Consider the following 22,010-nt stretch of genomic DNA (forward strand, 5'->3'; position numbering starts at 1 on the left):
CGACGGGCCGGCTCTGTGCCCGCCCTGCCCTCGCCGCAGTGCCCTGCCCCGAATGCGTGGCGGGGTGATCGACTCCTGGTCGGCGATGTGGGGGTGTCCGCCGCTCGGGATGGCACCACCTCGTCGAGGTGGAGTCGATCATCGAACGGCTGAGCGGCGGATGGCGCGAGGAGACACACGTCGAGTGCGGTCCGTGGTGATTCGGGCCATCAGCGCCGATTGCTCTCCGGTGGGCGGGTGGCCCGTTGTAACCTCCGGCCACCTCATTCCCGTTACTTGTGTGTTTCCGCCACATAGCCCGTGGGTGACGTCACTTCTAGCGTGAGCCGACAACACAGCATCCTGTCCTCACCTGGAGTCGCGATGACGGTCCGGCACACGCGGCGGGCGTTCCTGTCCGCCGCCACGATGATGGCCGCGGCGCTGGCCGCCACGGCCTGTGGTAGCCCGCAGGACACCGCCACCGGCGGCGGCGACAGCGCCGCGCCGGTCAAGGTCGGCTTGGTGTACTCCCAGTCGGGTGCCCTGGCCAGCTACGGAAAGCAGTACATCGAGGGGTTCAAGGCCGGGCTCGACTTCGCCACGAAGGGCACCGGCAAGGTCGGCGACCGGAAGATCGAGTTGACCGAGGTCGACGACGCGGGTGACCCGGCCAAGGCGGTCTCCGCCGCGAAGGACCTGATCGGCAAGGGCACGAAGATCATCGCCGGTTCCACCGCCTCCGGCGTCGCGTTGCAGGTCGCGCCGATCGCGGCGCAGAACAAGGTCCTGTTCATCAGTGGGCCGGCCGCCACCGACGCGGTGACCGGCGCGAACAAGTACACGTTCCGTTCCGGTCGACAGTCCTACCAGGACGTGGTGACCGCCAAGTCGTTCATCGGCGATCCGACCGGCAAGAAGGTGGTGGTCTTCGCGCAGGACGGCGCGTTCGGTGACGCCAACGAGGCGGCCGTCAAGGCCGTCATCGGCGGGGCGGGAGCCACCGTGAGCAGTGTCCGGGCCCCGGCGAGCGCCACCGAGTTCACCCCGTTCGCCAGCCAGATCAAGGCCGCCAAGCCCGACCTGCTCTTCGTGGCCTGGGCGGGCACCACCGCCCCGGCGATGTGGCAGACCCTCGACCAGCAGGGCGTGCTCGCGTCCACCACGGTCGTCACCGGCCTGGACATCCGTGCCTCCTGGCCGACCTTCGGGGCCGCCGGCACCAAGATCTCCTTCCTGTCGCACTACTTCGACGGTGCCAGCGACACCGAGGCCAGCAAGGCGCTCAAGGCGAAGGTCAACACCATCGACCTGTTCCACCCGGACGGCTTCGCGGCCGCCCAGATGGTGGTGCGGGCGGCACAGGAGGGCGGGGACGACGTCGACAAGATGGTCACCGCTCTGGAGGGCTGGAGCTTCGACGGGGTCAAGGGCAAGATGACCATCCGGGCCGCCGACCACGCGCTGCTCCAGCCGATGTTCCAGGCCAAGCTGACCGGCAGCGGCACCGAGTTCACGGCCACCGCGCAGAAGAGCCTCACCGGTGACGAGACCGCGCCACCGGCCGTGGCCATGAAGGGCTGAGCCATGCTCGCCACCCGCGGTCTGACCTGGCGGATCGGTGAGGTCGCCATCGTCGACAGCGTCTACCTCGACCTCGAGCCCGGGGAGTTCCTGGGCGTCATCGGGCCGAACGGCGCCGGCAAGACCTCACTGTTCAACCTGATCACCGGCCTGCGCCGGGCCACGGAGGGCCGGATCACCCTGGACGGGCAGGACATCGGGGCGCTTCCGCCGCACCGGCGGGCCCGCCTCGGGTTGGGCCGTACCTTCCAGGCGTCCTCGGTCTTCGGCTCGCTCAGCGTGCGGGAGAACGTCCGGCTCGCCGTGCAGGCGCACCGCGGGGGCTCGATGGCACTGTGGCGGCGGGCGGCGGCCGACCGGGAGGTCGCCGCCGCCGCCGACACGGCGCTCGACCGGGTCGGCCTCTCCCACCGGGGTACGGCGCTCGCCGGCACCCTGGCCCACGGCGAGAAGCGCAAGTTGGAGATCGCCCTGCTGCTCGCCGGTGAACCCCGGGTGATGCTGCTGGACGAGCCGATGGCCGGGGTCAGCGCCGAGGACATCCCGGAGCTGGTCGCCGTCATCAAGTCGCTGACCGGCGACAGCGGCCGGGCGGTGCTGATGGTCGAGCACCACATGGACGTCATCCTGGAGCTGGCCGACCGGATCGCCGTGATGCACCACGGCGCGCTGCTGGCCTGTGACACCCCGGAGACGGTGATGGCCAACCCCACTGTGCAAGAGGCCTACCTGGGGGAGTCGCTCTGATGGAACCGATCCTCAGTGTGGAGGAGCTGTCGGTCCGGATCTCCGGGCTGCACATCCTCCAGGGGGTGTCCTTCACTGTCGCCCCGACCGGCGTGACGGTTCTGCTCGGCCGCAACGGCGTCGGCAAGACCACCACGTTGCGCGCCATCCTCGGGCTCACCCCGCCCGCCGGGGAGGTCCGCGGCACCATGCGGATGGGCGCGCAGAGTCTGCTGACCCAACCCACCCACCGGCTGGTCCGCGGTGGGCTCGGCTACGTGCCGGAGGACCGGGACGTGTTCGCCGGTCTCACCGTCGCCGAGAACCTCCGGCTCGCCGAACGGCGCGGCACCAGCCCGGCGTACGACAAGGTCTTCGCGCTCTTCCCGGAGCTGGACCGGCGCGGACGGCAACGGGCCGGCTCGCTCTCCGGCGGGCAGCAGCAGATGCTCGCGATCGGTCGGGTGCTGCTCAACGACAACCGGCTGCTGCTCGTGGACGAGCCGACGAAGGGGCTGGCGCCCAAGGTGGTGACCGAGGTGGCCGAGGTGCTGGAACGGGTCGCGGAGTCGGTGCCGGTGCTGCTCGTGGAGCAGAACCTTGCCGTCGTACGCCGACTGGCCCGCGACGCGGTGGTGCTGGCCGCCGGTCGGGTGGCCTGGACCGGCGACGCCAACGAGCTGCTGTTGGAGACGGCGTTGACCAAGTCGCTGCTGGGTGTGGGGTCCGGCGAGGCGCACCGCCCGACCGGGTCGGACCGGGCGCCGTTGGCCGGGAAGGACGCACACTGATGGGGACCGTCATTCTCCTGGCGTTGACCGGGCTCGGCCTGGCGGCGCTGTACTTCCTGGTCGCCTCCGGCCTGTCCCTGGTCTTCGGTCTGGCCGACGTGCTCAACTTCGCGCACGGGCTGTTCCTCGGCGTCGGCGCGTACGGCACCTGGTGGGCGGCGGGCAACCTACCCGGCGCGGGGCCCGACGGGTTCGGCTTCGTGCTGGCCGTCGCGTTCGGGGTGGTCGCCGGCACGCTGGTGGCGATCCTGGTCGAGCTGGTGCTGATCCGTCCGCTCTACTCCCGCACCATCGAGCAGGTGCTGGTCACCGTCGGCCTCTCGCTGGCCGGGGTGGCGCTGTTGCAGGCCACCTGGGGTGCGGACGCTCGACCGTTCCCGCGCCCGGACTGGACCCGGCAGGTGACCGGGATCCTCGGCGCGCAGGTGCCGAACGGCGGCCTGCTGCTGATCATCGCGGCGGTGCTGGTGCTCGGCGCGATCCTGGCGTTCCTGCGCTGGACCCGGTACGGCCTGGTGATCCGCGCCGGGGTGGAGAACCGGGAGATGGTGACCGCGCTCGGCATCGACGTGCGGAAGGCGTTCACGCTGGTCTTCGCGATCGGCGGGGCGGCGGCGGCGCTCGCCGGGGCGCTCGGCGGCGTCTACTTCGGCACCGTCTCGCCCGGTCAGGGCAGCTCACTGCTGATCTTCGCGTTCATCGTGGTGGTGATCGGTGGGATGGGCTCGGTGGTCGGCTCCGCGTACGCGGCGGTCGTGGTCGGGCTGGTGCAGCAGTTCGTCAACTACTACGGCACGTCCGGGCTGGGCGACATCTGCGTGGTCGGGCTGCTGGCGGTGGTGCTGCTGCTGCGCCCGCAGGGCATCGCCGGAAAGGTGGCAACGGCATGACGGTGATCGACGCGCCTCGGGCGCAGGTGCCCGACGAACTGAGTCCGCAACGGGGGCGGTGGCACCGGGTTCGGCCGTTCCTGCCACTGGTAGCGCTGCTGGTGCTGGCTATCCTGCCGTACTCGACGATCTCCCTGCCGGGGATCTTCGAGGGGCCGGTCAACTCGCCCGGCACCCTGCAACTGCTCGCCATCTGCCTGATCTTCGGCGGGCTGGCGGCGGGTTACGACCTGCTCTTCGGCCGGACCGGGATGCTGTCCTTCGGGCACGCCCTGTACTTCGCCGCCGGCGTCTACGGCACCGACATCCTCGTCACCCGGGCCGGCCTGCCGCTGTGGCAGGCGGCCCTGCTGACCGTCACCGGCGGCACGATCCTCGCCGCGCTGCTCGGCGCGGTGGCGCTGCGGACCGTGGGCATCGCGTTCGCCATGGTCACGCTGGCCTTCGCGCAGGTCGGGGCGATCCTGGTGGCCCGCGACTTCGGTGGCCTCACCGGCGGTGAGGAGGGACTGCCGCTGGACGTGTCCGGGCTGCCCGCCGGGCTGGTCGGGGTGACCAACACCGTCAACCTGTACTGGCTGGCGCTGGCCTACCTGACGCTCGTGGTCTTCGTGGTGCACCGGGTGAGCGGGTCGCCGACCGGTCGGGTGCTCGCCGGGCTGCGCGACGACGAGCGGCGGATCGGCGTGCTCGGGTTGGACCCGTACCGCTACAAGCTTGTCGCGTTCACCCTGGCCGGTGGGTTGGCGTCGACGGGTGGGGTGGTCTACGTCCTGATCGTCGGCGGCGCGTCGCCGCACATCACGTCCTCCGAGCTGACCCTGTCGCTGCTGGTCATGGTCGTGCTCGGCGGGCCGGGCACCCGGTGGGGGCCGGTGCTCGGCGGTGTCCTCTACATGTACCTGGACCACCGGCTCACCGCCTTCGGCACCAGCGACGCCGTCGACAACCTGCCGGCCGTCCTCAGTCACCCGTTGAGCCAGCCGCTGTTCGTCCTGGGCACGGTCTTCATCCTGGCCGTCTACTTCTTCCCCGGCGGCCTGGCGGGCCTGGCCCCCCGCGTAGCCCACCTGACCCGAGCCCTCCGCCCCCGCCGCTGACCCCGCCCCCGCCCCTGACCGTGTTGATCAAGAGGTTTGCGTCAGAATTCGGCCGAACGATGACGCAAACCTCTTGATCAACAGGGATTGGGCGGCGGCCCCCCGTGTGGCCGCCGCCCGCCCGTATGGGTCAGCCGTTGAGCATCTCGTACGCCATGGCCGGGGCCTTGGTGGCGGCGCTGCCGGTGGGGACGGAGATCTTCGGTGCGGTGCCGTAGTCGGTGTAGGTGACGACGTAGTCGTACGCCTTCGCCTTGCCGGCGGCGGGGATCTTCAACGTCAGCGAGGTCAGGCGCTTCTCCTCGTCGACGACCGCGGTGAACGGCACCGTCTTACCGGCTTCGCCGAGTGCCGCCGCCTCGCCGTCGTCCAGCACCTCGGCCGCGTTGCCAGCGCTCACGTCGACGACACCGACGTACTGGCCGGGGCTCTGCTCCTGCACCGAGGTGGCCGCCTCGATGAGCGGACCGGCGTTGCCCTGGTCGGCGCTGTCGTAGGCCGGGATGGTGTCGCTGCCGGTCAGCTTCGTGCGGTCCAGCTTCATCCACTTGTCCGGGAACTTCGGCAGGCCCGGCTTGCCGCTGAACTTCGCCTTCAGCCACGCCTCCTCGCCGATGAGTAGGAACGACATCTTCGTGGTGATGCCGTCGGAGCCCGGCGCGCCGGTGATGCTGAGTTCGACAGCCTTCGACGCGGGGTCGACCCGACCGGTGTGCGTGTTGGTGGAGTCCTTCCCACTGAATTGGAACGTCCCCTCGGTGCCGTCCGGGACGGCGTCGAGGAGCGCCCGCTTCGGATCGACCGTCGGGCTGGCGCTCGGGCCGCTCCGCGGTGCCGCGGCGGGCTCGTCCTTCGGCCCGCAACCGCCGAGGAGGGTGGTCGCGGCCAGTACGGCGGCGATCGTGCCGACCGTCCGTCCGAAGGTGCCGGCGGTGCCCGTTGCCTGTGTCATCGCATGTCTCTTTCTCGCTGCGTGGCTTCTGCCGATGACGATGTTGCGGACCATCACGGCCGTCCGGCTGCCGATATGCTGCCGTCCGGCTGCCGGGCACTGCCGTCCGGTGCACGCGGGGGTGTCAGGAGCGGAAACTCGCATGTCAGGACAGCTGCGTTTCGAGATCCTCGGGCCTCAGCGGGCCTGGTATTCCGACCGGGAGATCGACCTCGGTCCGGGCAAACAGCGCGCGGTGCTGACCGTGCTGCTGCTTTCCGCGGGCCGTCCGGTGTCCACCGGGCAGATCATCGAGGCGGTCTGGCCGGAGGATCCGCCCGCGAACGGCCCCAACGTCGTGCAGAAGTACGTCGCCGGGCTGCGCCGGGTGCTGGAGCCGGACCGTTCGCCGCGTACCCCCGGGCAGGTGTTGGGCCTGACCGATGCCGGTTATCTGCTCCGCGTGGATCCGGACGCGCTCGACGCGGTCCGTTTCCAACGGGGCATCCACCGCGCCCGGCAGCGGCGGGCCGAGGGCCGTGCCACCGAGGCACTGACCGAGCTGGCCACCGCCCTGGCGCTCTGGCAGGGCGAGCCGTTCGGCGGCTTCACCGGGCCTCCTCTGGAGGCGGCCCGGCAACGGTTGGTCGAGCTGCGGGCCGTCGGGTTGGAGACCCGGGCCGACCTGATGTTGGATCTCGGCCGGCACCGGGAGATGGTCGGGGAGTTGGTGGAGTTGGTGGCCGAGTTCCCGGTCCGGGAACGACTGCGGCACCAGCTCATGCTGGCGCTCTATCGCAGTGGGCGGCAGGCGGAGGCGCTCGCGGCCTACCGGGAGTTCGCTGACCTGCTCCGGGAGGAGCACGGCATCGGACCGGGCGAGCCGCTCCAGGAACTGCACCGGCGCATCCTCCGCTCCGACCCGACCCTCGTGGTGGCGGAGCCGCCGGGTGAGCCGGAGTCGCCCCGCCCCCTACCGACCCCCAGCCCGCCCGCACCGATCAGCCCACCGGCGCCGACTGGCTCACCCGAGCCGACGAGCCCGGCCGCGCCGACGAACCCAGCCGCGCCGGCCAGCCCGCCCGCACCGATCAGCCCGCCCGCGCCGACGAACCCGCCCGCGCCGCCTGGCCTGACCGGCCCGATGCCCGCCCCGCAGCCTGTCCCGTCTCCGCCCTGGGCGCCCAGGGACCGGCACTCATCCCGGGACACCTCGGCGCACTCGGTGCCGCGCTGGCTGAGTGTCACCTCGACGATCGTCGGCACCCTCACCGCCGTGTTCTCCTTCGGTCTCCTCACCTGGTTGGTGGTGCTGGTCTACGCCAGTTGGCGGCGGAGCTGGCGCAACGGGCTCTTCGCCGTGGCGTACCTGGCGCTGTCGGTCACCTTCATCGGCGTACTCGGTAGCGGCGACTCGGAGGAGGTGACCGACGCCGAGGGTGTCCTGATCCTGGCCTGGCTGCTCGGTTGGTTGCTCGGCGTCCTGCACACGATCCTGCTCAACGGCGCGATCTGGTCGGCCCTCACGAACCGGATCGGGGGGTCGTCCGAGCCGGTGGTGGACGACCGTCGGGTCCGCCGTGAGCAGGCCCGCTACCTGCTGTACCACTACCCGGCGGCGCGGCAGGAGCTGCACATCGGCCGCCCCGACCTGCCCCGCACCTTCGACGACGGTGGCCTGGTGGATGTCAACGCGGTCCAGGAACGGACGATCGCCGAGCTGCCCGGGGTCACCGCCGGGCAGGCGCGGCAGGTGGTGATGGACCGGTGGCTTCGTGGGCCGTTCGGCTCGATGGAGGACCTGGCGGCCCGCTGCCTCCTCCCACCGGCGCTCACTGATTCCCTGCGCGAGCTGCTCATCTTCCTTCCCCCGCCGGCCGTGCCCGCCCCACCCGGCCGGGTCGAGTGAGGCGACCGGCACCGGGCGCGACGGGCCGGGCCGTCCCCCACTCCTGGTAGAAATGCCGGATGAGCCACGATCGAGCGGCGGTACGGGAGCGGGCCGAGGCGGTGCTGCGCCGGCTCGCCGGTGACCATGCCCGGCTGCGCGAGGACCAGTGGCGGGCCATCGAGGCGCTCGTCGTCGACCGGCGGCGGGTGCTCTGCGTGCAGCGCACCGGTTGGGGCAAGTCGGCTGTCTACTTCGTGGCGACAGCGCTGCTGAGGGACGGCGGAGAGCACGGCCCGACGGTGATCGTGTCGCCGTTGCTGGCGTTGATGCGCAACCAGGTCGAGGCGGCCGCCCGGGCGGGCATCCGGGCCCGCACGATCAACTCGGCGAACCTCGACGAGTGGGACGAGATCACCGCCGAGATCCAGTCCGGGGCCGTCGACGTGCTGCTGATCAGCCCGGAACGGCTCAACAACCCGGACTTCCGCGACGGCGTACTGCCCAAGCTGGCCGCGACCACCGGGCTGCTGGTGGTCGACGAGGCGCACTGCGTCTCCGACTGGGGGCACGACTTCCGGCCGGACTACCGGCGGCTGCGCACGTTCCTCGCCGAGCTGCCCGAGCGCACGCCGGTGCTGGCCACCACCGCCACCGCCAACTCCCGCGTCACCCAGGACGTCGCCGAGCAGTTGGGCGACGCCCTCGTCCTGCGCGGCACCCTGGACCGCGAGTCGCTGCGCCTCGGGGTGCTCGACCTGCCCAGCCCGGCGCACCGGTTGGCCTGGCTCGCCGACCACCTGGACCAGCTGCCCGGCTCCGGCATCATCTACACGCTGACCGTGGCGGCGGCGGGGGAGACGGCCGAGTTCCTGCGTTCCCGGGGCTACCCGGTGGCGTCGTACACCGGGCAGGCCGACGACGCCGACCGGCGGGCCGCGGAGCAGGACCTGCTCGACAACAAGATCAAGGCGTTGGTCGCCACCAGCGCGCTCGGCATGGGTTTCGACAAGCCCGACCTGGGCTTCGTCGTGCACCTCGGCGCACCGCCCTCGCCCATCGCGTACTACCAGCAGGTCGGCCGCGCCGGTCGCGCCGTGGAGCACGCCGAGGTGTTGCTGCTGCCCGGCGTCGAGGACGCCGCGATCTGGCGATACTTCGCCTCCCTGGCCTTCCCGCCGGAGCAGCAGGTCCGGGCCGTGCTGGCCGCCCTGCAGACCGACCGCCCGCTCTCCACCCAGGCCCTCGAACCCCTCGTCGACCTGCGCCGGGCCCGCCTGGAACTGATGCTCAAGGTGCTCGACGTGGACGGCGCGGTCCGTCGGGTGCGCGGTGGCTGGCTCGCCACCGGCGAGCCCTGGACCTACGACGAGGCCCGGTTGCGCCGCGTCGCCGAGGCGCGCACCGTCGAGCAACAGGCCATGCGGGAGTACGCGACCACGTCCGACTGCCGGATGCGGTATCTACGGGAACGCCTGGACGACACCGGGGCGGTCGACTGCGGCCGCTGCGACAGGTGCGCCGAGCCCCTCTTCGCCGCCGACGTGTCGACGGCCGCTCTCGCCGCCGCGCAGACCTTCCTGGGCCGACCCGGTGTGGAGATCGCCCCGAAGAAGCTCTGGCCGACCGGGCTCGACGCGGTGGGCGTACCCCTCAAGGGCCGGATCGCCCCCGCGGAGCAGGCCCTGCCGGGCCGGGCCGTCGGGCGTCTCTCCGACCTGGGTTGGGGTGGTCGACTGCGGGATCTCGTCGGCGCGGAGGCGGCCGACAGGCCGGTGCCCGACGACGTGGCCGCGGCCGTGGTGGAGGTGCTGAAGGCGTGGGCGCACGGCGACGACCCGTGGCCCCGCCGTCCGGTGGCCGTGGTCGCGGTCGGCTCCCGGCGGCGGCCCCGGCTGGTCGGGTCGCTCGCCGAGCGGATCTCCGCCGTGGGCCGGCTGCCGCTCCTCGGGCAGGTCACACCGGCCGGTGCGGGCGGCCCAGGCGGGCCGCGCGGCAACAGCGCCCAACGGGTACGCGCGCTGCACGACACCTTCACCGTGCCGACCGATCTGGCCGACGCGCTGGCCGGCCTGGACGGCCCGGTGCTGCTCGTCGACGACCTGATCGACTCGGGTTGGACGATGACGCTCGTGGCGCGGGCACTGCGCCGGGCCGGTGCACCGGACGTGCTCCCGCTCGCCCTGGCCGTCGCCGGGTGACCCGCGCGGCGGCTCGCTTCGGTGCCGGTCGGTGGACAAGTTCCCGCGTAGCGGCTCGGTGATCGCGCGGTGGTGTGGTGGTCGCGCGGCGGCTCGCTCAGGTGCCGGTCGTGGAGAAGTTCCCGGGCGGCGTCGAATGCGATGGTCGCCACGCCGTCCGGGCGTCGGTCCGGGTCGGCCCGGCGCGACGGTACCGTGGGCGGCATGACCGACCAGCAGCCCGACACCCGCGCCGTCGCGGGCCGGACCGCCGCCGACCAGGCGGTTCACGTGCTGGGCGTCGGCGGTGCCTGACCAGGTCTCCGCCGTGCCGGTGTCCGACGAGGTCTCGGCCGCGCCGCTGCCTGACGAGGTCTCGGCCGCGCCGGACCGAGCCACACTCCGGCTGGCACTGGTGGTCGGCGGGCTGGTGCTGGCGGTCCTGCTCGGTTTCGGTCTCGGCCGGCTGAACGAGGGCGGCACCACCACCGGCGCGCCTTCGCTGGCCGCCGAACACAGCGACCCACCCGGCGTCGGCCCGCACAACCACGGCGCCGCCACGGGCACCGACCAGGGCGCGCCCACCGAGCCGGGTGGCCTGGCGGTCAGCTCGGCCGGGCTCACCCTGGTGCCGTCGTCCACCGAGTTCGCGGCCGGTCGCCCCGGACAGCTCCGCTTCCAGGTACGCGACGTGCAACGCCGACCGGTCACCCGCTTCGCCGTCGTGCACGACAAACCGATGCACCTCATCGTCGTCCGCCGGGACCTGACCGGCTACCAGCACCTGCACCCGACCATGGCGGCCGACGGCACCTGGTCGGTGCCGTTGACCCTGGCCCAGCCCGGCGTCTGGCGCGCGTACGCCGACTTCACAGTCGTCGCGGACAACGGCGCGCAGACCGCGGTGACCCTCGGCACGGACCTGGTCGTGCCGGGTGACTACCAACCCCGTCCGCTGCCGGAGCCGGCCACCTCGACGACTGTCGAGGGGTTCGCGGTCGGCTACCAGGGCACCCCGCAGGCCGGGACGACGGTGCCCCTGACCTTCCGAATCGACGGCGCGGACGGTGCCGCCCGGCTGGAGCGTTACCTCGGTGCGTACGGGCACCTGGTGGCACTGCGCGAGGGGGACCTCGGCTACCTGCACGTGCACCCGGAGCCGGAACTGGTCGACGGCCAGGTCAAGTTCTGGCTGACCGTCCCCGGCCCGGGTCGCTACCGCCTCTACCTCGACTTCCAGGTAGGCCCCACCGTCCACACGGCCGAGTTCACCCGAACCGTCCCCTAAAGCCCGCTGGGTGCCTCCCAGCCCCGGCCCCGTTTGGAGTCGGAGTCGTGTCGGTCATCCCTGACGTCGTGCCTGCCGGCACCGGAGTGTTCTTCACCGGGAGATCCGCGCAACATCGGGGATGTTGCTGTGTCCCGCGTGTCTGAGGCAGCAACATCGCCGATGTTGTGAGGATCTGGGGCGCGGGGCGCGGGGTCAGCCGGCGCGGCGGATGGGGCGGCGGGCGAGGTAGCGGAGCAGGTCCCGGATGTGGTGCTTCTCCTCGGCGGGGACCGTGGGGTCGGCCAGCCGATCCAGGATGGCGCGGACGTCGGCCTCGACCGGGCCGTCGTCGTGACGTCGTCGGGGCGTGGGGCCGGCGTCGGGTAGCCCGAGCGCGCGGAAGGCTGCCGCGACCGGCAGATCCAGTGCGGCGCAGAAGCCGCGCACCTTGGCGAGTTCGGGATAGTCCTGCCAGTCACCCGCGAGCCAGCGGAACACGGTGGAGCGACCGACGCCCGTGTGCGAGGCAAGATCGGTCACGGTCCAGCCGCGTTCGTCGCGGGCGTCATCGATGGCGCGCCGGACGAAGCGGGCGAAGGCCATCTGCGGTGATACGTCGGCTGATGCCATCCCTGTGTGACTTCCCCTCCTGCCGGAGCACGGGACGATGCGCCTTCCGAGGGTAGTACGCCCAGCGGCGGAAACAATTGACTGACCGCACAAACTGTCCCGTGGATGAGACTTTTCTCCGGCAGCATGATGCGGACCGGAACCTGCATCGAGCGATCATCATCGTTGTTCCACTAAGCTCGTGCCCGTCCCGGCCTGGCGTCCTTCGCCTGCCGACGTCCGACCGCACCACCGCCGAGGAGCACCATGGCCGACCCGAGCCGCCCCCAGCCGTACCAGCCCGGTGCGGTGAGTCTCTTCTTCGTCGCCAAGGCCGGCGTCTTCGCTGCCGGGTTCTGGATCTGGCTGCTGGTCCTGGTGCTCCGCACCGGTTCCGCGACCGGTCTGCACGTGTTGGCCGCCACCGGCGCGATCACCACGACGCTTGTCGGTGTCGTGCTGGGTGCCCGGATGGCGTTGCAACACAACGCGGCCACCCGGCACGCCGAGATCAAGAAGCTGTTGGTGGACATCTCCTGGAACGCCTTCGCGGCGGCCGGCAACGCCGAGAGCGCGGGCAAGGTCGTTCCGTTCCCGACCGCCCCGGGGGACAACCATCGGTCCGGCACCGACCGGGTGTCCGTCCTCGACGGGGGCGCCCGCGACCGTAGCGACCGCCGCCGTTAGGGGCGTTCCCAGGGGCTGTTTCACAAGAGCCGGCGGGCCCGGACTACGCCCGGTGGCGTTGTGGTCGCATCCGGATACGACGCCGGTATCCGAACGCGACCGCGTCTTGCCGGATCGCCGCCCGGACTCCGCCTCGGTTCGCCCGCCCCTATGAACTCGGCTCGACCGCCCTTATGTAACAGCCCCTACTCGCCGGAGAGCAGGGTCTCCAGCCGAGGTGTGACCTGCCACTGGTCGACCAGCTCGCGGTACTCCGCCCGCTGCGCCTCGGTCTGCCCACCACCGGTACGACGGGCACGGATCAGCAGGTTGCGCGGCGTGTGCTGGGAGTCCACGAACTCCACCACCTCGGCCCGGTATCCGTGGACTCGCAGCAATCCGGCGCGCAGCGCGTCGGTGAGCACGTCGGCGAAGCGCTCACGCAGGATGCCCTGCCGGGTCAGCAGCTCGTACGGGGACGGGGTCGGCTGGGCGCGGAGCTGCTTCGCCAGGTCGTGGTGGCAGCACGGGGCGGCCAGCACCCAGCGGGCGTCCCATCGCACCGCGCGGGCCAGCGCCTCGTCGGTGGCGGTGTCGCAGGCGTGCAGCGCCAGCACCAGGTCGGGTGCGGGGTCGACGACGGCGTCGGCGATGGTGCCGGCCACGAAGCTGACCTGGTCGGCCCAGCCCAGCCGTTGCGCCAGCTCGGTGTTGCGCTGCCGCTGGTCCTCGCGGACGTCCACGCCGACCAGGTGCACGTCCAGCCCTCGGCCGGTCAGGTAGCGGTACGCGGCGAACGTCAGGTAGGCGTTGCCGCAGCCCAGGTCGACGACCCGCAGCGGGCCGGTCAGGTCGTCGGGCAGGGTCGCGGCCAGGGCCCGCAGGAACGCGTCCACCTGGCGGCGTTTGGCCGCCGAGCCGCCGATCTCGGCGAAGATCGGGTCGCCCGGGTCCAGCAGGTAGTCCTTGGCCCGGTCGTTTCCGCTGGGCGTGGCCGCGACGCGGGTGGTCGCGGCCCGGTGTACCTGCGCCTCGCCGGACTTGGTCACCCGCAGTTGCAGCGTCGCGTCGGCAGTCTCCACGTGCCAGTTACCGAACGGCTCGGCCAGCAGTTCGTCGACCGCCACGGCGGCCTCCGCGCCGGGGGCGACGTTGCGGGTGTACGGGCGAGCGCCGTCCGACGTGGCGATCTGGATGCGGGGCCCGGCCTTGAGCGTCACCGGCCGCAGTTCGGCCCGAACCACGGAGGGGCGGTGGCCACGGCGTCGTCCGGCGGCGACCGCCCGGGTCAGCGCGGGGTCGAGTAGCAGCGCCCGGACCTCGGTCAGGGCGGCGTCCAGTGGTTCCGGCATCGTTCCATCTTCGGCAGGCGGGGTGGGAAGGGAACATCCCCCGTACCGCGCGGGGCGGTGCGGGGGATGTCAGGTGTGGCAGTCGGTCAGTCGGCGGTCGCCTCGGCCGGCGTACCCGCACCGGAACCGCCACCACGGCGACGCCGGCGGCGGCGGGGCTTCGACGGCTCGCCGTCGGATGCGGCGGCCGGCTCGGTGGCACCGGGCTCGGCGGCGATCACCGTGGTCGCCTCGCCCGCGACCACCTCGCCGGCCCGGCGGCGACGCCGGCGGCGGGGGGTACGGGTGCCTTCGTCGGCGGCGTCGCCGGCGGGTGCCTCGGCGGTGGTCGCGGTGTCGGCGTCGGAGCGGCCGCGACGGCTGTCACCTCGACCACGGCGCTCGCCACGGCCCTCACCGCGACGGGAGCCCCGACCGCCGCCGTCACCCCGACGGGAGCGGGTCGTGCCACCCAGGTCCTCTTCGATCTCGGCGGCCAGCCCGGCCCGGGTGCGCTCGGCCGTGGGCAGCGTGCCGCTGACCTCGGTGGAGATGTGCAGGTCGGTGTAGAGGTGCGGCGACGTGTGGTACGTCTCCGGCGGCTCCGGCATCTCCAGACCGAGGGTCTTGTCGATGATGCGCCAGCGCGGCATGTCGTCCCAGTCGACGAAGGTCACCGCGACACCCGTCGCGCCGGCCCGGCCGGTACGACCGATCCGGTGGGTGTAGGTGTCCTGGTCTTCGGGGCAGTCGTAGTTGATCACGTGGGTGACGCCGGTGACGTCCAACCCTCGGGCCGCCACGTCGGTGGCGACCAGAATGTCGATCTTGCCGGCGCGGAAGGCGCGCAGGGCGCGCTCACGAGCACCCTGGCCGAGGTCACCGTGCACCGCGGCGACCGCGAACCCGCGGAAGTCGAGGTCCTCGGCGACCCGGTCGGCGGCCCGCTTGGTACGGGTGAAGATCATGGTCAGCCCTCGCCCCTCCGCCTGGAGGATGCGCGCCACCACCTCGACCTTGTTCATCGAGTGGGTGCGGTAGACGAGCTGCTGGGTCTGCGGCGACGGGCCGGTCTCGGCGGTGTGCCCGGCGTGGATCGTCATCGGCTGGCGCAGGAAGCGCCGGGACAGGGTGACGATCGGGTCCGGCATGGTGGCCGAGAAGAGCATCGTCTGCCGGTCTTCCGGAAGCATCGCGAGGATCTTCTCGACGTCGTCGAGGAAGCCCAGGTCGAGCATCCGGTCGGCCTCGTCCAGGACGAGCGCGTGCACCCGGTCCAGACGGAGGTGCTTCTGCTTCTGCAGGTCCATCAACCGGCCGGGGGTGCCGACCAGGATCTCCACGCCCTTGCGCAGCGCGTCGATCTGGGGCTCGTACGCCACGCCGCCGTAGATCGGCAGCACCCGGACGCCGCGCGTCCGGCCGGCGGCGGCCAGGTCCTTGGCGACCTGGATGCCCAGCTCACGGGTGGGGACGACGACCAGCGCCTGCGGGACGCCGTCGCCTCCCTCGCCCGGCGCGAAAACCCGATCCAACAGGGGTACGCCGAAGCCGAGGGTCTTGCCGGTGCCGGTGGGGGCCTGGCCGATCAGATCGACGCCGCGCAGCGCGATCGGGATCGCGTACTCCTGGATGGCGAAGGCGCGGGTGATGCCGGCCGCGGCCAGGGCCTCGACGGTCTCGGCACGGGCGCCGAGTGCGGCGAACGTGGGGGCCTCCGGTCGAACCGGGGCGGTGGGGGCCAGTTCCTGGCCGTCCATCAGATCTTGAGTCAACTCGCTCATCTGGATGTGGGGGTGCCCTCTCGTGGGTGCGCCCGTCATGTCCTCAGGGCGCGTTCGGTATGACGCGGGCCACACGGTCGGCGGCAGACTGCCGAGCCGGACCGGGCCGCACGCGCGCCGCGGGCTGAGCTTCGATCAGATCGGCGCCCACGGCAACTGCTCCATGCTACCTGAACAGGCATGCCCCCGTCCCGATTCCCATCCGGCCACTCGCCACGCGGGGCAAGTAAATGTGACCTACGTCACACAACTTCGGGTGTTCGGGTACGGGGTAACCTGCGCTCGTGTCCACGCCGACCACCCCCGGTCCCGCCGTCGCCGACCTGCTGGGCCTGGTCGCCTTCGGGGAGCTGCTCGCCTTCGAACGAATGGCCGGTGATGCCCGGCTCGCCCCCGACCTGCGCCGACGAGCCGCGCTGAACGAGATGGCCGCCGCCGAGATCGTCAACTACCGGCGTCTCGCCGACCGCCTCGACGCGCTGGGTGTGCCGCCGGAGGCCGCGATGGCCCCCTACGTCCAGCCGCTGCAGGCGTACCACGACTCGACCGAGCCTCGGGACTGGGCGGAGGTGGTCACCAAGGCGTACGTCGGTGACGCCGTCACCGACGACTTCATCCGGGAGATCGCCGACGTGTTGGAGGAGCCGGACCGGGCACTGGTGCTCGACGTCCTGCACGACTCCCGTTACGCCGAATTCGCCGCGACCGAGATCCGGGCGGCAGTCGCCGACGACCCGAGGGTGGCCGGTCGGCTCTCGATGTGGGCGCGGCGGCTGGTCGGCGAGGCGCTGTCCCAGGCGAGCCGCGTCGCCGCCGAGCGGGCCGCACTCACCACGCTGGTCGCGCGGGATGACCGGGTCGACGTGCCCGGGCTGTTCGGCCGGCTCACCGCCGCGCACACCACGCGGATGGCCGCCGCCGGGCTGAACAACTGACCGACCGGGCGAACGGGGGGCGGGGTGGCCCTGCGGCGGTCGGGGCCGGAGCCGGCCCGCGGCAGGCGGGCCGGACGCCGACCTGCCGCGATGGCCGGACCGGTCAGCGGACGGTGAAACCGACCGCGCGGGGCGACGCCTCGGCGATCTCGACGTAGGCGACCTTCTCGACCGGAACGATGACCCGCCGGCCCTTCTCGTCGGTCAGGGAGAGCGTGCCGCCGTTGCCGGCGAAGGCGTCGGTCACGATCTGCTCGATCTCGGCCGGCGACTGCGCGCTGTCCAGTACCAGTTCGCGCGGCGCGTACTGCACGCCGATCTTGACCTCCACTGTGCCTCCTCAACTGGGGCGATGGAACCGCCCTGCGAAGGCTATCCGATCACGGGCCCGGCGGTCAGGCTGACTCACCTTGCAGCGGGAAGCTCGCGATCCCCCGCCACGACAGCGCGGCCACCAACGCCTCGGCCTCGGCCTTCGGCACCTGCCGGCCGCCGGCCAGCCAGAACTGGGCGGCCGTCTCCGCCGCACCGACCAGCCCGGAGGCGAGCAGTTCGGCGTGCGCCCGGCTCACCCCGGTGTCCGAGATGATCGTGTCGGTGATCGCCGCGATGCAGCCCTGCTCGACCCGTTCCACCCGTTGCCGCACCGCCGGGTCGTTGCGCAGGTCCGACTCGAAGACGAGCCGGAACGCCTCGCTCTCGTGGTCGACGAAGTCGAAGTACGCGCGTACCGACGCGCTGACCCGTTCCTTGTTGTCGCTGGTGCCACGCATCGCCTCGTGCACCTTGGCGACGATGGCGTCACAGTGCGTGTCGAGCAATGCCAGGTAGAGGTCCATCTTTCCGGGAAAGTGCTGGTAAAGCACCGGCTTCGACACCCCGGCCCGCTCGGCGATGTCGTCCATCGCGGCGGCGTGGTAGCCCTGCGCGACGAACACCTCCTGCGCCGCAGCGAGAAGCTGCTTACGACGCGCGGAGCGGGGCAGGCGGGTGGGCCGGCCAGCGGTCTGTGCACCGTTCCCCGCAGCGGTCATGGGATCCTCCGAGTTCTCCGTACGAGCCGGCATTTTTCCCCGACCGGCGAGGTCACCGACCACAGTCGCGGAAATGCCCCGCCGCTGTAACTTATCGCCACTCTCGGCACACGGTAGCCTCAGCGGGGGCGACCAAGGAGCGCGCGGTGAGTGAAACAGGGCAACCCGGAGCCGCCACCCCGGGAGAACACGGTGACGGAGCGGGTCAGCACGACGACCCGAGCCGTCCCGTCAGTGGGTGGGCGCCTCAGGCGGGTGGGTGGCCTCGCGCCGCCGACCGTGAGGACGCCCGGGAGCAGGCGCCGCGCTGGCAGCCCGACCCGGCGTCCGGCTGGCGCACCTCCTCGAAGCGGCACGGTGACCTTCCGCCGCCGCTGGCCGAGCCGCCGGGTGACCCGGAGCCGCCGGGCCGGGTCAATGGTCATCACGCCAACGGTGTGCACCACCCGGAGGACGCCAACGGCGTCCGTCGCCCCGGTCTCGAACCGACGGTGGGCCGTCCCACACCGGTGAGCGCACCACCCGGGCTGCCCAGCGACGGGCGGTCCGAGCAGCCCAGCGACCGGCTGGTGGTGCCCGCCCAACGTCCCGCCCCTCCGGCGGAGCAGGGCGCGGGCGAGCCCGACACGGGCACCGGTCAACGGTCCGCCGATCCGACCGCCGCGCACCGCGCCCGCTGGGCCGAGCCCGGGCCACCCACCTCGGCACCGCCGGCGGTCCAGGTGCCGCCAGTGGGCACCGCCGCGTCGGGTTTCGAGGTGCCGCCCGGCTTCCACGCGCCGATCGGGGAACGCCTCGCCGCCGACGACCCGTCGGCCACGCCACGCGACTGGCGCGAACCGCTCACCCCGGAGCATCCGACCGCACCGGGACGTGCGCCCGGGCCGGTCGGGCACGCCGACGCCGCCGAGGGCCCCCACCCGGGAGACACGCACCGAGGCGGGGAGCCGCCGACGGTCGAGCCGGACTGGTCGGGGCCGAGCTGGGACCGCGGTTGGGCGCCACAGTGGTCCCGTCAGTCCGACGATCCGGACGTTCCGCCGACGCGCGACGAGTCCGCGCCGGGCTGGGTCGCCGAGCCGGTCCAGCCGTACGAGCCGGTGCGGGCCGAGTCGTCCCGCCCGTACGAGCCGGTGCGCGCCGACTCGCCGCGTGGGTACGACCCCGCCCGACCTGAGTCCGTGCCGGAGCGCCCCGCCGACCCGGCCAGCGTGCCGCCGACGGACCGCCCGTCCTGGGCCGCTCCGTCGGCTGTCCCACCTGCCGACCGTCCCCTCCGGTCAGTCGACTCGGACCCGTCCCCGACCAGCGGTCCGCCGGTGTCGTCGCCGCCCGCCGTCGAGCGCCCGAGTTGGGCCGGTGGCCCGACGGCGACCAGCGGTCCGCCGGCCGACCGGCCGTCCTGGGCCGGGTCCGGGGCGACCCGTGCGTCCCGGGCCGACCGCCCGTCCTGGGCCGCGGGAGCTGATCCGGAGCCGACCGGCGCTCCGCCGTCCCGCCCGTCCTGGGCCGGAGGGTCCGATCCGGAGCCGACCGGCGCTTCGCCGTCGCGCCCGTCCTGGGCCGGAGGGTCAGACCCGGCACCGACCAGTGCTTCGCCGTCGCGTCCGTCCTGGGCCACCAACCCGGCGTCGCCCGCCACGCCACCTCCCGCGCCGGCGGGGGCACCTCCGACGTCGGCCGACCCGCCGCCGGCTCCGGCGGGTCCACCGCTGGTGGCGGAACGCCCCTCCTGGGCCGGCGGTTCACCGAAGCCCAACCATGAGGAGCGTCCGGACTGGTCCGAGGGGCGGATTCCCGCCGCCCCGGTCGAGCGTCCGTCGTGGGCGGCGATCCAGTCGGCCACGTCGCCGCGTGGGGGTGACGACGAGACTCCCGGCAGCCCGGTCCGGCCGACTGGGCCGTTCCGGCTGCGCCCGGCTGCGCCCGAGCCGCCCGGCCCCGTCGACTCGCAGCGCCCCTCCGCGCCGACGAACGTGCCGTCGAGCACCGACGTCAGGTCCTCCTCGTCGGGGGTGACGCCACCGTCGGCGAACGGGCCCGAACCCCGCGACCGGCCCGCCCCAGCGCCCCCCTCTTCCTACGCGGCGCGCCGATCCGCGCCCGACCCGGCGTCGTCCGCCGACGACGACCGGCAGTCGGACCCGAAAGCGGTGCTGCCGCAGCGCGTCCCCGCAGAGCCGGACGTGCCTGTCGTGCCGGAGCCGCCAGCCGTGGACCCGCCGGCCGAAACCCCGGAACTCGCGCGCATCGCGACGCACCTTCGCCGCGACGACGAGCCGGCACCGCTGCGGGAGCGCCCCGAGGGGTTCGACGTCAACGCGATCCTGGACGCCGTTCGGGAGGTGGCGGGTGTCCGCGACGCCGCGCTGCGGCGTACCCCGGCCGGGGCGCACAGCCTGCGACTGGACCTCGCCGACGGTGCCGACCCGGCCGAGGTGAGCCGACAGGTGGCTCGGCTGCTCCAGGATCGGATGGGGCTGGCCGCCGCCCCGCAGAACGTGCCCGGCCTGCCCAGCACGCCGCCCCCGCCGGTCCGCCGTCGCGTGGCCGAGCCTCGGGTCGCCGAACGGCGTACCCCGGATTCCCAGACGCGCGACGCCGGTGCCGACCCGCGTGACGGTGAGGCCCGGGCGGCCGAGTCGACGTCGGGTGGCCGACCGTCCGGCGGTCGGGTGCAGGCCGCGCCGACGGGCCCGGAGCAGCGACCGGGCACGGAGACCTCGCGCCGCCGCCGGTCGAACGCGCCGCACCGGGGTCGCGCCACCGTCGAGGAGCCGGGTTCGGTCTCGGCCGCACCGGCCGGTGCCGCCACCGGCAGCCCGGCGACGCTCGGCACGTCGTACTCCGGTGGTCAGGTGACCACGACGGAGTCGGCGCCGTCCCGGCCGTTGGAGACGGGCGGCGCGCCGGGGCCGCGGGTGGTGATCGACCACGTGCAGGTCAGCACCTTCGGCCTGGACGCGAACGTGGAGGTCCGGCTGCTGGCCGGGGGCGAGAGCGCCTCCGGGTACGCGACCGGGCCGGCGGTGGACGGCTACGTGTTGCGGCTCTGCGCGGTGGCGGCGGCCGCCGCTGTCGACGAGTTGCTGCGCGGCGCCGACAACGCCGATCGGGGGCGCTGCTTCGTCGAGCACGCGGCGGTGGTGCCGTTCGGCAACTGTGAGGTGGCCACTGTGGTGGCGCTCCTCGTCTGCGAGGGCTGGGTCGAGCAGCTCGCCGGTTCGGCTCTGGTCGCCGGTGATCCCCGGCAGGCCGTGGTCCGGGCGACGCTGGCAGCGGTGAACCGTCGGCTGGAGGCGCTGCTGTCCTGAGTGGTCCGGGGCAGACTGGAACGATGAGACGTGCCACCCTCTGGCCGGACCACCTGCTCCCCGACGACCGTGTTCCGCCGCCGTGGCCGGGCCGGGAGGTCCGCCTCGACGGCCTGGTCACGTACGTACGGGACACGCCGGCCACGGCGGCCGGCGCGGAGCCGGCGCTGTACGTGCACGGGCTCGGCGGGTCGTCGCAGAACTGGACGGACCTGGCCGGGTTGCTGGCCGACCGGCTGGACGGGCAGGCCATCGACCTGCCCGGCTTCGGTCGCAGCGAGCCGGGGCCCCGCTACACGATCCCGGCGTTCGCGGACCTCGTCGTCCGCTGGATCGAGCACTCCGACCGGGGTCCGGTGCACCTGTTCGGCAACTCGCTGGGCGGGGCGGTCGCGGTCCAGGTGGCCGGGCTCCGGCCGGATCTGGTCCGTACGCTCACCCTGATCTCCCCGGCTCTGCCGTTTCTGGATTTCCGTCGTTCGTTGCAGGGGCGGATGCTGCCGGTGCTCGCCATTCCGCGTGGCGAACGGTTGGTCGCCCGGCGGCTCACCCAGCTCCCTCCCGAGGTGATGGCCCAGCAGGTGTTGGAGGCGTGCGTCGCCGATCTCAGCCGGATCTGCGACCAGCGCCGGGCCGAGGCGCTGGAGGAGATCCGAATCCGCTACGAGGCGGACCACTACGCGGCCGCGTACGTCCGGACGTTCCGTGGTCTGGTCTCCAGCTTCCTGCGGTCGTACCTGCCGGGGCCGGGGTCGCTGTGGCGGCTCGCGGAGGCGGTACGCGCACCGACGTTGGTGGTGGGCGGTCGACAGGATCGTCTGGTCGACGTGCGGGTCGCGCCGCAGACCGCGCGGGTCATCCGCGACAGCCGGTTGATGATGCTCGACGGCGTCGGGCATGTGGCGCAGTTGGAGGTGCCCCGGCTGGTGGCCAGGGCGGTGGTCGGCCTGCTCGCCGAAACGGGGGACTCCGCCGGGCGGTCCGATCTGGCAGGCTGA

The 22,010-nt window shown here is 72.8% G+C and carries 18 protein-coding genes; 12 read left to right on the plus strand and 6 right to left on the minus strand.

What is annotated here, in order from left to right; genetic code table 11:
* The first annotated feature begins 363 nt into the window (after positions 1 to 363).
* From O7617_RS15600 to O7617_RS15620, 5 genes are read left to right on the plus strand one after another with little or no spacing between them, the layout of a single operon-like run.
* Positions 364 to 1,563 carry a substrate-binding domain-containing protein gene (locus O7617_RS15600; protein ID WP_282264399.1) on the plus strand — a complete coding sequence of 400 codons (1,200 nt, stop codon included), beginning with the start codon at positions 364 to 366 and terminating at the stop codon, positions 1,561 to 1,563.
* 3 nt (positions 1,564 to 1,566) lie between these two features.
* A complete protein-coding gene (locus O7617_RS15605) occupies positions 1,567 to 2,310 on the plus strand; it encodes an ABC transporter ATP-binding protein (protein WP_282264400.1) in 744 nt (247 codons plus the stop codon).
* The gene (locus tag O7617_RS15610; RefSeq protein WP_282264402.1) at positions 2,310 to 3,080 is read left to right on the plus strand and encodes an ABC transporter ATP-binding protein; all 771 of its coding nucleotides are present in this window, start codon (positions 2,310 to 2,312) and stop codon (positions 3,078 to 3,080) included. The genes O7617_RS15605 and O7617_RS15610 overlap by 1 nt, the downstream gene beginning before the upstream one ends.
* Positions 3,080 to 3,970 carry a branched-chain amino acid ABC transporter permease gene (locus tag O7617_RS15615; protein WP_282264403.1) on the plus strand — a complete coding sequence of 297 codons (891 nt, stop codon included), beginning with the start codon at positions 3,080 to 3,082 and terminating at the stop codon, positions 3,968 to 3,970. Before O7617_RS15610 ends, O7617_RS15615 begins: the two co-directional genes overlap by 1 nt.
* The gene (locus O7617_RS15620) at positions 3,967 to 5,070 is read left to right on the plus strand and encodes a branched-chain amino acid ABC transporter permease (RefSeq protein WP_282264404.1); all 1,104 of its coding nucleotides are present in this window, start codon (positions 3,967 to 3,969) and stop codon (positions 5,068 to 5,070) included. Before O7617_RS15615 ends, O7617_RS15620 begins: the two co-directional genes overlap by 4 nt.
* 130 nt (positions 5,071 to 5,200) lie before the next feature.
* On the opposite strand, the gene O7617_RS15625 is transcribed toward O7617_RS15620, so the two are convergent.
* Positions 5,201 to 6,022 carry a hypothetical protein gene (locus O7617_RS15625; RefSeq protein WP_282264405.1) on the minus strand — a complete coding sequence of 274 codons (822 nt, stop codon included), beginning with the start codon at positions 6,020 to 6,022 and terminating at the stop codon, positions 5,201 to 5,203.
* Between the two features lie 142 nt (positions 6,023 to 6,164).
* Between O7617_RS15625 and O7617_RS15630 the strand changes: the two genes are divergently transcribed.
* The 3 genes from O7617_RS15630 (at position 6,165) to O7617_RS15640 (ending at position 11,357) form a co-directional block, all read left to right on the plus strand.
* Complete coding sequence (locus O7617_RS15630) at positions 6,165 to 7,910, plus strand: AfsR/SARP family transcriptional regulator (RefSeq protein ID WP_282264407.1); 1,746 nt, start codon at positions 6,165 to 6,167, stop codon at positions 7,908 to 7,910.
* A 59-nt stretch (positions 7,911 to 7,969) separates the two neighbouring features.
* Positions 7,970 to 10,090 (plus strand): RecQ family ATP-dependent DNA helicase, encoded by a 2,121-nt coding sequence (locus tag O7617_RS15635; protein WP_282264409.1) that lies wholly within the window; start codon positions 7,970 to 7,972, stop codon positions 10,088 to 10,090.
* 340 nt (positions 10,091 to 10,430) lie between these two features.
* Positions 10,431 to 11,357, plus strand: a complete 927-nt coding sequence (locus tag O7617_RS15640) for a hypothetical protein (RefSeq protein WP_282264751.1) — start codon at positions 10,431 to 10,433, stop codon at positions 11,355 to 11,357.
* Positions 11,358 to 11,552: 195 nt separating this feature from the next.
* Here the strand turns inward: O7617_RS15640 and O7617_RS15645 are convergent, their stop codons facing one another.
* Complete coding sequence (locus tag O7617_RS15645) at positions 11,553 to 11,969, minus strand: helix-turn-helix domain-containing protein (protein ID WP_088987517.1); 417 nt, start codon at positions 11,967 to 11,969, stop codon at positions 11,553 to 11,555.
* Positions 11,970 to 12,215: 246 nt separating this feature from the next.
* On the opposite strand from O7617_RS15645, the gene O7617_RS15650 reads away from it, so the two are divergent.
* On the plus strand, positions 12,216 to 12,635 hold the full coding sequence (locus O7617_RS15650; RefSeq protein ID WP_282264415.1) for a hypothetical protein: 420 nt from the start codon (positions 12,216 to 12,218) through the stop codon (positions 12,633 to 12,635).
* A 185-nt stretch (positions 12,636 to 12,820) separates the two neighbouring features.
* Here O7617_RS15650 and O7617_RS15655 read toward each other — a convergent pair whose 3' ends face one another.
* Both O7617_RS15655 and O7617_RS15660 read right to left on the minus strand, forming a co-directional pair.
* Positions 12,821 to 13,966 carry an SAM-dependent methyltransferase gene (locus O7617_RS15655; protein WP_282264416.1) on the minus strand — a complete coding sequence of 382 codons (1,146 nt, stop codon included), beginning with the start codon at positions 13,964 to 13,966 and terminating at the stop codon, positions 12,821 to 12,823.
* An 86-nt stretch (positions 13,967 to 14,052) separates the two neighbouring features.
* Positions 14,053 to 15,729: a DEAD/DEAH box helicase gene (locus O7617_RS15660; protein WP_282264418.1), complete on the minus strand. Its 1,677-nt coding sequence runs from the start codon at positions 15,727 to 15,729 to the stop codon at positions 14,053 to 14,055.
* Between the two features lie 284 nt (positions 15,730 to 16,013).
* On the opposite strand from O7617_RS15660, the gene O7617_RS15665 reads away from it, so the two are divergent.
* Positions 16,014 to 16,664 carry a ferritin-like fold-containing protein gene (locus O7617_RS15665; RefSeq protein WP_282264420.1) on the plus strand — a complete coding sequence of 217 codons (651 nt, stop codon included), beginning with the start codon at positions 16,014 to 16,016 and terminating at the stop codon, positions 16,662 to 16,664.
* A 103-nt stretch (positions 16,665 to 16,767) separates the two neighbouring features.
* On the opposite strand, the gene O7617_RS15670 is transcribed toward O7617_RS15665, so the two are convergent.
* Positions 16,768 to 16,995: a DUF3107 domain-containing protein gene (locus O7617_RS15670; RefSeq protein WP_030329796.1), complete on the minus strand. Its 228-nt coding sequence runs from the start codon at positions 16,993 to 16,995 to the stop codon at positions 16,768 to 16,770.
* Positions 16,996 to 17,059: 64 nt separating this feature from the next.
* Positions 17,060 to 17,698: a TetR/AcrR family transcriptional regulator gene (locus O7617_RS15675; protein ID WP_282264422.1), complete on the minus strand. Its 639-nt coding sequence runs from the start codon at positions 17,696 to 17,698 to the stop codon at positions 17,060 to 17,062.
* Positions 17,699 to 19,017: 1,319 nt separating this feature from the next.
* Here O7617_RS15675 and O7617_RS15680 point away from each other — a divergent pair.
* Both O7617_RS15680 and O7617_RS15685 read left to right on the plus strand, forming a co-directional pair.
* On the plus strand, positions 19,018 to 21,012 hold the full coding sequence (locus O7617_RS15680; protein ID WP_282264752.1) for a hypothetical protein: 1,995 nt from the start codon (positions 19,018 to 19,020) through the stop codon (positions 21,010 to 21,012).
* A gap of 23 nt (positions 21,013 to 21,035) precedes the next feature.
* Positions 21,036 to 22,010, plus strand: a complete 975-nt coding sequence (locus O7617_RS15685) for an alpha/beta hydrolase (protein WP_282264423.1) — start codon at positions 21,036 to 21,038, stop codon at positions 22,008 to 22,010.

Origin of the sequence: Micromonospora sp. WMMD1155 (genome assembly GCF_029581275.1) — a bacterium.
Taxonomy (GTDB): domain Bacteria; phylum Actinomycetota; class Actinomycetes; order Mycobacteriales; family Micromonosporaceae; genus Micromonospora.

Excerpts from the sequence above, each read along its gene's own strand:
- O7617_RS15600 (WP_282264399.1), top strand. The coding sequence starts at position 364 with ATGACGGTCCGGCACACGCGGCGGGCGTTCCTGTCCGCCGCCACGATG.
- O7617_RS15605 (WP_282264400.1), top strand. The coding sequence starts at position 1,567 with ATGCTCGCCACCCGCGGTCTGACCTGGCGGATCGGTGAGGTCGCCATC.
- O7617_RS15610 (WP_282264402.1), top strand. The coding sequence starts at position 2,310 with ATGGAACCGATCCTCAGTGTGGAGGAGCTGTCGGTCCGGATCTCCGGG.
- O7617_RS15615 (WP_282264403.1), top strand. The coding sequence starts at position 3,080 with ATGGGGACCGTCATTCTCCTGGCGTTGACCGGGCTCGGCCTGGCGGCG.
- O7617_RS15620 (WP_282264404.1), top strand. The coding sequence starts at position 3,967 with ATGACGGTGATCGACGCGCCTCGGGCGCAGGTGCCCGACGAACTGAGT.
- O7617_RS15625 (WP_282264405.1), bottom strand. The coding sequence starts at position 6,022 with ATGACACAGGCAACGGGCACCGCCGGCACCTTCGGACGGACGGTCGGC.
- O7617_RS15630 (WP_282264407.1), top strand. The coding sequence starts at position 6,165 with ATGTCAGGACAGCTGCGTTTCGAGATCCTCGGGCCTCAGCGGGCCTGG.
- O7617_RS15635 (WP_282264409.1), top strand. The coding sequence starts at position 7,970 with ATGAGCCACGATCGAGCGGCGGTACGGGAGCGGGCCGAGGCGGTGCTG.
- O7617_RS15645 (WP_088987517.1), bottom strand. The coding sequence starts at position 11,969 with ATGGCATCAGCCGACGTATCACCGCAGATGGCCTTCGCCCGCTTCGTC.
- O7617_RS15650 (WP_282264415.1), top strand. The coding sequence starts at position 12,216 with ATGGCCGACCCGAGCCGCCCCCAGCCGTACCAGCCCGGTGCGGTGAGT.
- O7617_RS15655 (WP_282264416.1), bottom strand. The coding sequence starts at position 13,966 with ATGCCGGAACCACTGGACGCCGCCCTGACCGAGGTCCGGGCGCTGCTA.
- O7617_RS15660 (WP_282264418.1), bottom strand. The coding sequence starts at position 15,729 with ATGAGCGAGTTGACTCAAGATCTGATGGACGGCCAGGAACTGGCCCCC.
- O7617_RS15675 (WP_282264422.1), bottom strand. The coding sequence starts at position 17,698 with ATGACCGCTGCGGGGAACGGTGCACAGACCGCTGGCCGGCCCACCCGC.
- O7617_RS15685 (WP_282264423.1), top strand. The coding sequence starts at position 21,036 with ATGAGACGTGCCACCCTCTGGCCGGACCACCTGCTCCCCGACGACCGT.